The 1,275-nt window shown below is 73.0% G+C and carries 2 pseudogenes; one reads left to right on the forward strand and one right to left on the reverse strand.

The annotated features are described in order from the left end of the window. A pseudogene (locus tag A9X04_RS12825) lies at positions 1-916 on the reverse strand (FUSC family protein); the annotation flags it as partial. A gap of 112 nt (positions 917-1,028) precedes the next feature. On the opposite strand from A9X04_RS12825, the pseudogene A9X04_RS31460 reads away from it, so the two are divergent. After that, positions 1,029-1,275, forward strand: a pseudogene (locus tag A9X04_RS31460) (hypothetical protein); the annotation flags it as partial.

A 1,275-nucleotide genomic window follows, 5' to 3' on the forward strand; every position in this document is an offset into this window, starting at 1 on the left:
GTTGCGCTTGGTCGGCGGCGCGTCGAAGGCCGTCGGGCTCGGGGAGGCGGATGGCCCGAGCCAGCGTGGAGAGCGCGTCGACGAGCGCGGCCCGGGTCTGGGCGGGTATGGCGCCGGGGTCCGCCGACGCCAGCGCGGCGGCCCGCCGGCCGGCCGTGGCCACCCACTCGATGGCCAGCTCGGCGTCCAGCAGCCACGGGGCCAGCTGTTCGGCGGTGACACCGGGCCACAGCAGGGCGGGGTCCGCCTTGTCCTCGATCTGGCTCTGCACCATCAGGGCGGTCTCGTTGAGCCGCAGGGTGCGCGCCCGCATGCGGCGCCGGCGGCGTTCGTCGAGGCGGCCGGTGCGCACCGCTTCCGCCGTCGTGTCGACGACGATCGCCATCCTCGCCCGCAACGCCCGGACGGTCGCCCGCAGCACGCGTTCCGGCCGATCGGGCATGACGTAGGCGGTCATCACGAACGTGCACACCGTGCCCACCGCGACCGCCCCGATCATCCACGGCAGCTCCGAAATGCGCGCGCGCAGATACAACGTGAAGAAGTAGGACATGAAGGCGACCATGCCCAGGGCCCGGCCGCGGGCGCCGAAGCGGCGGATGTAGGCGGCCGTGAAGACCACCACCACGAACACCGCGTCGCTGACCACCGGGTGGGGCGCGAGCACCGCGGCGGCGGTGATGGACGCGGCGGCGGGCAGCGGCAGCAGCGCCATGGTGATCCGCTGCCGGCGCGGGTCCGGCTCGTTGACGGATCGCGACGCGACCATCGTGATGACGACGCCCAACAGGGCGACGGTCAGGGGCTGTCCGGTCGCCCGGGTCAGGACGGAAAGCGCCAGCAGCGAACAGCCGAGCGCGGCCGTCGTCCGCGTCGCCATCCGCAGCCGGAGCAAACCGGGATCCGAACCGATCACCCAGTTGCCGGCTTGTTCGTAAAGACCGGTTATCGCCCTGCCCCCTTCCCGGCGCCCGACCCATCATGGTTACCCGAACGGCGTCGCGGCGGCCAAGCTAGTCTTCGACATCGTGACAGCGCCGACGCGGGCGAAGCTGGCCGACGGCCGTGAGCTGCTGTTCTTCGCGCTGCCCGGCCACCGCCCGGCACCGGTCGAAGATCGCAGGCCGCTGCCGGCGCGCGCCGGGCAGCACTCCGAGTTGCGGTTCGACCAGACGACGGGGCAGTGGGTGATCGTCGCCGCGCTCTCCACGCTGGCTCGGGCCATCCGCCTCCCCGAGCCCGACGGCCTTCGACGCGCCGCCGACCAAGCGCAAC

This window comes from Mycobacterium sp. E3247 (genome assembly GCF_001667785.1).
In the GTDB taxonomy this organism is placed as follows: domain Bacteria; phylum Actinomycetota; class Actinomycetes; order Mycobacteriales; family Mycobacteriaceae; genus Mycobacterium.